The sequence below is a fragment of the Streptomyces sp. genome, assembly GCF_035563135.1.
Classification (GTDB): domain Bacteria; phylum Actinomycetota; class Actinomycetes; order Streptomycetales; family Streptomycetaceae; genus Streptomyces.
Genome location: NZ_DATMVN010000373.1, coordinates 1 through 7,388 on the forward strand (window position 1 = coordinate 1; position 7,388 = coordinate 7,388).

Genomic DNA, 7,388 nt, shown 5'->3' on the forward strand with positions numbered 1-7,388 from the left:
CCCGCCGCGGCGCTCGTGGCTGCCGCGGCGTTCGTGACTGCGGCGGCGTTCGTGACTGCGGCGGCGCTCGTGGCTGCGGCGGATGTCCCGTTCCCACGGGAGCGCCGAGTGTTCTCCCTGCCGTCCTCCGGCCTTCATCAGCGCTCAGCTCCACTCCCTCTCACCTCGCACCCGTCCCGCAGTACCGTGTGGTCCATGCGCCCCGACACGCCTGCCGACCACATCGCCGAAGCCGAGCGCCTGCTGCGCACCGCGGCGCAGTACCCCGAGGACCACGAACCGCTGTTCCTCCAGGCCGCGGCCCATCTGGAGCTCGCCGGTGAGCGCGCCCGCGCGAGCGCCCTCTACGACGAACTGCTCGGCTCCCCCGACAGCAGCATCGACCATCCCTATCTGGTCAAAGCACTCAAAGCGGCCAACCTGTGGGAGTACGGCCATGAGGCCGAGGCCCGCGCGATCATCGACGGCATCCGCGCCGCCGGCCCGCTCGAAGCGGCGCCGTGGGAGATCGCCGCGGAGACGCTCGAAGCGCACGACGAGCTGGAGGCGGCCCACGACTTCTTCTCGACCGCGCTGACGCTGCTCATCGCGCCGGGTGAGGACGTCCCCTACGCCACCCAGTCGTTGCTGACCGGACGGCACCGGGTGCGCAGGCTGATGGGCGTCGCCCATGACGCGTGGGACGAGCTGGCCGACGCGCTGCACACCGCCGCCGTCCCCCTCGACGAGCTGCACGACCCGAAGCGCCTGTGGTCCCTCGGCTCCTCGGACCCGGGCGAGCTACAGGCGGAGATCACCCGCCTCCGTGCCGAACTGGGCACCTACCGCAGCGCGTTGTCCCGCCCGTTCCCCGTCGCGGTGCTGCACTGGCCCGAGGGCGAGCTGCGCGAACTCCTGGCCGCCTACCCGGAGCTGTCCCAGGAGTACGTCTCGCACGAGGACCATCTGGCGCGCCTGGAGGCGGCGTTGCGGGACCTGCATACGACGGGCACGCCGAATCTCGGCATCGTGACGGGCACGGTCCCCTCCTACGAGGCGTTCGCCGCGTCGGAGGCCGCGTCCCCGTCCGATCCGGACCTGCTCCCCCAGTACGCCACGACGCTCGCAGCCCGCGGCCGCGCCGTCCCCTGGCCTCCGGCGCGCAGCGCGGCGTGCTGGTGCGGCTCGGGGCGCGCGTACCGCGAGTGCCACGGCGCGGGCTGAGAAGGGTCCCGGCCACCCGCCCGCGCAGGAGAAGGGCTCCCCGGCCACCCGCCCGCGCAGGGGAAGGGCTCCCGTCACCTGCCCGCGAACACGTCCCGCAGCGCGTCGTCGAGCATGTCGGCGGCCTCGGCGGTGTCGGGTCCCTCCGCGGCCAGCAGCGCGTGCACATGGGACTGGAGGACCTGGGTGAACGCGCCGTAGTACGGGGTGCGCGGACGCTGCACCGCCTCGGCCAGTGCCTCGCCGAGCGTCCGGATGTACGCGGCGCGCGCGTCCGCTTCCTGCTTCCTGGGCACGCCCTCGCCCGTCGCCGCCGCCTTCGGGCTGTCCCCGGCCGGCCGGAGCGCGGCGGCGACCCGGGGCCAGCAGGGCTGCGCGGCGTCGTCGTACACGGAGTCCCGGGTCGCCGCGAAGCCCGCGTCGAGCAGGCAGCGTTCGCTCTCCCGTGAGGTCAGGAAGGTGATGAGCTCGCGGGCGTCGTCGGCCCGTCGCGAGTCGGCGGTGACGGCGAGGTTCTGCCCTCCGAGCACGGCTTTCCCCGGCAGCCGGTTCACGGCGTAGGTCTTCGGGTCCATCCGGCCCCCCAACGCCTCGTACGCATAGGGCCAGTGGCGCAGGAAGACGGCGCGCTCCTCCACGAAGTCGGTGAGGGACGCCGTCTCGTCGGAGCTGAGCGCGGCCGGCTGGACCCGGCCCCGGTCGACCCGTTCGAGGAGGTGGTCGAGTCCCTTCTTCAGCTCCCCGGCATCGGAGCTGTACCGCCCCTCGCTGTCGGTCAGTTCGACGCCGGCGTCGGCGAACGCCTCGACGGTGTTGACGGTCAGCCCTTCGTACTGCTTGAGCTGCGTGGTCCACCCCGCGAGTTCGTCACGGCGGACCGGGTTCAGCCCGAGGGTCTTCACGGAGGAGTAGAGCTGGTCCCACGTCCAGTCCTCGGTGGGCTGCTTGTCGGCCTCGACGTCGGCTTTCGCCAGGAGGTCGGGCCGGTAGTAGAGGAGTCCCACGTCGGTGTTGAACGGCCGGGCGTAGGAGCGGCCCTTCCAGACGGTGGTGGCGTGGACCTCCTTGATGAAGTCGCGGTCGTCGTCCGCGACCGCACCGGTCCCGGCGACGGGCATGGGGCTGATGAGCCCGGCCTCGGCGAATTCGGGGATCCAGGTGATGTCGAGGTTGACCACGTCGTAGCGGGCGCTGCCGGACTGGAGGGCGCCGAGGAGCTGGCTGCGCTGTTGATCGGCGCCACCGGGCAGCTCGACGAGCTTCGCCTGCCGGGTCCTCGATCCGGCGTGCAAGCGGTTCCACTCCTCTATGAGCTGCTGCCGCACGCTGCCGGAGCCGGTGACGTCGAGCCCGCTGGCGACGACGATGGGCCCTTCGGCCGCCTGCTCCTGGCCGGCTCCCTCCGTGCCTTCGGGCCCACTCGTGCAGGCGGCGGCGAGGAGCGCCAGCAGGCAGCCGAGGGCTGCGGCGGGCCTGGCCCGCCGCCGGAGTGCGCGACGGTCACCACAGGTCATTCCACGTCCCCCGTACCGGCCTTGGCGACCTCCGCCGCCAGTTCGGCCGTGATGTCGTCGGCAGGGTCCAGGCACCGTCCGCCGCTCGCCCCGGCGAGCCGTTCGCCGAACCGGCCGGGTGCGCAGGCGCCGTCCTGCAGCGAGACCGTCACGATCCTGACGAGCGGCGTCCTGCCCGCGTCCGCGACGAGTTCCTGCTGTTCCTTCCTCCTGACGGCTTCGAAGTCCTCGCCGTCGGTGACCAGGACGAGGAGCCGGGGCTGCTCCGCATCGGCGGAGTCGTCGCGCAGCGTGGCGAGCGCCGCTTCCAGGCCCTCCGCGATGCGGGCGTCGAAACCAGCCGTCCTCGCACCGGCGACGGCCTTCTGCACACCGGCCGTGGTCTGCGGTCCGAACGGCACGAGGTCCGTGGCGGGCTCGCCGTCCTCCACGGCCGTCTCCCACACCCCGTACGAGTCCCCGGTGCCCAGGGAGTGCATCGAGCGGGCCACGAGTTCCTTGGCGCCGCCGGTGCCGTCCCAGACCCGCTTGTCCGCCATCGAGGTCGAATTGTCGAGGAGGTACAGCACCCGGCCGGGCCCGAGCGCCCCCCGGTACCGGCTCAGGGTGTCGTTCAGCGACGCGGACACGTCGGCGCCCTGGCCGGTCTTCGGGAGCTGTTCGCGCACGGCCGTCGCGTTGTCCTTCTCCCGCAGCACCGAGCCGTCGTCCGGCGGCGCCGGACGGCTCTTCTCCACGCCCCGGAAACCGTCGTCGGTGAAGCACTTCTGCGCGACCGGGTCCGTGGCCAGCCAGTCGTAGAAGTCCTCGACGGCCACCCTGCGGTCGTCGGCGTCCCGGTCGGCCCCGTCCCAGGTGACCCGGACGAAGGGCAGGTCCAGCATCGGCACGTCGGAGGGGTAGTGGGCCACCCGGTGCTTCAGAGCCTCCGTCGCGCAGGCGGGGCGGCCGGCCTCGCCCGCCGACAGGTTGAACTGCGCCAGGGTCTGCTCCGGCACGAGGACGGCGGCCCGGTCCTCCAGGTCGTTGTGCGAACCGTCGGCCAGCAGGCACATCAGTTCCCGGGCGGTGGAGGGCATGGGCCGCAGTGCGGTGGCCATGCCCTGCTCCACCGCGGCCGCGCCGCCTGCGCGGGAGGCGGCGTAGAGCGCGTCGGTGGCCAGCAGGGCGCCTTCGGTCCCCTCGGGGTCGGGGCGCAGGACATCGACGTCCTGGGCTTCCTCCAGCGCGGAGACGATCTCGCCGAGCGGATCGTCGGTCTGCAGGGCCCGCGCCAGGATCATGGTGTCCGGCACGCCGAGGACCATCGGCGTGTAGGCGATGGATCCCAGCCGGCCGAGGTCCACGACGCTCTTTCCCGCGTCCGCGGCGGGCTCCTGGGTCCCGGCCGCGGCGGAGGCGGTGCCGCCGCCGCCCTCCCCGTCGGCCGTCGCCCGCTGCCACGCACTGCCTGCGGCCGGGATCCAGATGTCCGGCTGCGCGCCGACGTCCCGCTGGGGCCGCAGGCAGTCACCGGAGGCAGGGCAGGCGGCGGGCGGGTCCTGCCAGAGCGAGGAGGACCGGAACGCCGCCACGGCGTCGGTGGCCTTGGCGTCGTACACATTGATGCCGACGGACCGGCAGCCGCGGACATCCCGCTTGGAATAGGCGTCGGCGGCCTTCTGCACGGTGGACAGCAGATCGGGGTCGGTGAGCACCCGGAGTTCCAGGGGCGAATCGCAGCCACCGACGGGGGCCGGGCTCAGGAAGTACCACGCCCCGGCCCCGGCGAGAGCGACGACACCCGCCAGGACGAACGCGGTCGTACGCGTCAGGTGGCGGACCTTCCCGCGCAGCAGCCTGCGCGGGAAGGCCGTCAGCCGCTGCCACCACCCCGGCCGGGGCTGCGGGAGCCGTGGGGCCACGGCAGACGAGTCCGAGGCGGTCGGGGTCGGGGCGGTCGGGGTCGGGGCGGTCGGAGTCAGGGCAGCCGGAGCCGGGGTGGTCGGAGCCGGAGTGGTCGGAGCCGGGGTGGTCGGAGCCGGGGTGGTCGAAGTCGGGGCAGCCGGAGCCGGGGTGGTCGGGACAGGTGACGGCGAGACAGGTGACAGTGGGGCAGGCGATGGCTCCGCATGCTCCCGGTCCGCCGCGAGTGCGAGCACCACGTCGTCGCCGTGCCGCAGCTCGTCCGGGATCCACCGGTGCCCGTCGACCGCCTTCAGCGGCGACATCGCCTCGCGTATCCCGGTGACGATCCGGGTGAAGGTGACCGGCTCCCCCTCGCCCGCGGTGAGCAGCCGGTGGAGGGCGGCGGTGAACTCCGTACCGGTACGGGGATCACCGGGCGGGATCTCCACCCCGCGCTCCGCCGCCGTGAGCAGGGCGAAATTCTGCTCTGTAGCCGGGCTGAAGGCCGCGAGGGCGTTACCGGCGAAACAGCAGTCGAGGATGACGACGACCCAGTCGGCGTGGGAACTGCGCAGCTCGGGCATGACGTCGTCACGCCAGGACAGGGTGCCGAGGAAGGAGTGGTGCTGGTCCCTGAGCACCGCTGAGTCGGTGAACATCAGGTTGAGGTCGCTGCCGTCGGGGCGCACGATGCCGTGCCCGGCGAAGTAGACGACCAGCAGCCCGGTCACCTCCTTGCGGGCAGCGGTCAGCACGGCGCGCACCCGGAGCGGATCGACGCCGGCCGCCGGATCTCCGCCCGTGGGGACCACGACGAGGTCCTCCGGGCCGAGCACCCCGGTGCGGTCGGCGGTCAGGGCCTCGCGCATGAGGCGGAGGTTCGTGGTGACGGCCGGAAGGTCGTTCCGATTGCCCGCGTAGTGCTCGACCCCGATGAGCACGGCTCTGTGCCGCTTGGCCCTGTTCTCCTCGCCGCGCGCGTTGTACGGCGGCATGGCTGCTAGACCTCTCCGGGCTCGTCGCCGCCGCCCGCTCGGTCGTCCCCACGGGAGCCGGAACCCGCGTCCGGCCCCCTGCCCCGGCCGGGTCCGGGCTCAAACCCGGGGCCGGGCCCGGATGCGGACCCGGGCCCGGAGCCGGCTCCGGGTTCGGAACCGGGTCCGGTGTCCCGCCTGAGGTCGGAGCCCGGGCCTTCGGTCGGCCCTTCCAGCGTGACGCGGGGCGCCTCATCAGGATCGGCGAACCTCCGCCGGTTGCGCAGCCAGGTCTCCACGGACCGCCAGGCGTTCTCGGCCACGGAGCGCGCCAGCTCGACGGACACGACCAGGATGATGTCCTGGATCAGCTCCCCGCCCATCGCCTCGACCTGCGTGAACGAGTCCTTGCGCTGGAGTCCGAGCTCGTTCCGCTTCAGCGCGTCCTCGATGACCGGCGCCTTCTTGAGCCAGGTGTGCAGGGCCTGGAGGTCGTCGCGCCGGGTGTGCGTCCCGGTGAGGCTGATGCGTAACTCGACCGTCTCCCGTCCCTGATCCTGCCCGTCCGTGTTCGCCCCGTCTGCCACGCCTGCCCCTATCAGCCCATCGACCCCGTCACCCTCGTCATACGAGGGGCGGGTCCCCGAACACAGAAGTATTTCACGGGCGTTGACACGAGACACCCCTTTGTTCGCCTACAACTGAAGCCCGTTGTGCGCCCACCGATCACTTCTGCGCCCTCCGGCAGTCATAAGCCCTGAGAGACGCGCGAGCACCTCGTGGTGCTCGCCACGACCGGACTCAGGGACGGGATACGCGACATGACCGAAGCGGCAGTGAAGGGCCCGGCGAGCTACTTCCCCTCGATCGAGAAGAAGTACGGCCGCCCGGCCGCCGAGTGGAAGGACCTCATCCGGTCCTCGCCCCTGACCAGGCACATGGAGCTCGTCGCCTGGCTCAGGACCGAACACGGCCTGGGGCACGGCCACGCCAACGCACTGGTCACGCACACACTCTCCGAGGACGTGTAGGGGCCCTCCGAGGACGAGCGGCACCCGCCTCAGGCCCCTCCCCCGGGGATCACCTGCTCCGACCAGACGGTCTTGCCCTCGGCGGCGTACCGGGTGCCCCACAGCGTGGCGAGCTGGGAGATGATGAAGAGCCCCCGCCCGCCCTCGTCGACCGTCCCGGCGTACTTCATGTACGGGGCGGTGGTGCTGCCGTCCCGGATCTCGCAGGTCAGCCCCCGGTCGAGGATGAGGCGCAGCTTCACCGGCGGGCGGCCGTACCGCACGGCGTTGGTCACCAGTTCGCTGACGATCAGCTCGGTGGCGTCGCCCGTGTCGCCCTCCAGGTGCCAGTCCGCCAGCGTCTTGGACGTGAGGCGGCGTGCGGTCGCCGGAGCCGTCTTGTCGTAGGGGAGCTCCCACGCGGCGTAACGGTCCGCGGGCATGGCGTGGGTCCGGGCCAGCAGCACGGCGGAGCCCCGGAGGTCGGGGCTGTCCGGCAGGGTGTAGGCGATCGCGTCGCACAGGTCGCGCATCGGCCGGTCCGTGGGCGTGAGCGCCTGGCGCAGCGCGCCCGAGGAGGGCTGGGCGTGGCCGCGCAGCGCGTTGCAGTGGAGCACGATCAGGCTGCCCTCCCGGAGCGGGACGGAGACCGCCGCGACCGGGGACCGGTCCGCCGTCCCCAGCGGCGGCCCCACGGGCAGGCCGACGACGAAGGCGTCACCGCCCGGTTCGATGACGAGGGGGGCGGGGTGGCCCGCGGAGGCCACGGTGCACGTCTCGGTGAACGGGTCGTACACGGC

General features: G+C 72.7%; 6 protein-coding genes. 2 read left to right on the plus strand and 4 right to left on the minus strand.

The window, feature by feature from the left end; translation table 11 throughout:
* The first annotated feature begins 195 nt into the window (after positions 1-195).
* Complete coding sequence (locus VN520_RS16195) at positions 196-1,203, plus strand: SEC-C domain-containing protein (RefSeq protein WP_325747625.1); 1,008 nt, start codon at positions 196-198, stop codon at positions 1,201-1,203.
* 74 nt (positions 1,204-1,277) lie between these two features.
* On the opposite strand, the gene VN520_RS16200 is transcribed toward VN520_RS16195, so the two are convergent.
* From VN520_RS16200 to VN520_RS16210, 3 genes are read right to left on the minus strand one after another with little or no spacing between them, the layout of a single operon-like run.
* Entirely contained in the window at positions 1,278-2,717 is a 1,440-nt protein-coding gene (locus tag VN520_RS16200; RefSeq protein ID WP_325747626.1) for an extracellular solute-binding protein, read from the minus strand.
* Positions 2,714-5,599: a caspase family protein gene (locus VN520_RS16205; RefSeq protein ID WP_325747627.1), complete on the minus strand. Its 2,886-nt coding sequence runs from the start codon at positions 5,597-5,599 to the stop codon at positions 2,714-2,716. Before VN520_RS16205 ends, VN520_RS16200 begins: the two co-directional genes overlap by 4 nt.
* Before the next feature lie 5 nt (positions 5,600-5,604).
* Entirely contained in the window at positions 5,605-6,165 is a 561-nt protein-coding gene (locus VN520_RS16210; protein WP_325747628.1) for a hypothetical protein, read from the minus strand.
* A gap of 234 nt (positions 6,166-6,399) precedes the next feature.
* On the opposite strand from VN520_RS16210, the gene VN520_RS16215 reads away from it, so the two are divergent.
* Positions 6,400-6,609 carry a DUF4287 domain-containing protein gene (locus tag VN520_RS16215; protein ID WP_325747629.1) on the plus strand — a complete coding sequence of 70 codons (210 nt, stop codon included), beginning with the start codon at positions 6,400-6,402 and terminating at the stop codon, positions 6,607-6,609.
* 29 nt (positions 6,610-6,638) lie between these two features.
* On the opposite strand, the gene VN520_RS16220 is transcribed toward VN520_RS16215, so the two are convergent.
* Positions 6,639-7,388 (minus strand): SpoIIE family protein phosphatase (locus VN520_RS16220; protein WP_325747630.1); only part of this gene is annotated, 750 nt, incomplete at its 5' end.

Excerpts from the sequence above, each read along its gene's own strand:
- VN520_RS16195 (WP_325747625.1), top strand. The coding sequence starts at position 196 with ATGCGCCCCGACACGCCTGCCGACCACATCGCCGAAGCCGAGCGCCTG.
- VN520_RS16200 (WP_325747626.1), bottom strand. The coding sequence starts at position 2,717 with ATGACCTGTGGTGACCGTCGCGCACTCCGGCGGCGGGCCAGGCCCGCC.
- VN520_RS16205 (WP_325747627.1), bottom strand. The coding sequence starts at position 5,599 with ATGCCGCCGTACAACGCGCGCGGCGAGGAGAACAGGGCCAAGCGGCAC.
- VN520_RS16215 (WP_325747629.1), top strand. The coding sequence starts at position 6,400 with ATGACCGAAGCGGCAGTGAAGGGCCCGGCGAGCTACTTCCCCTCGATC.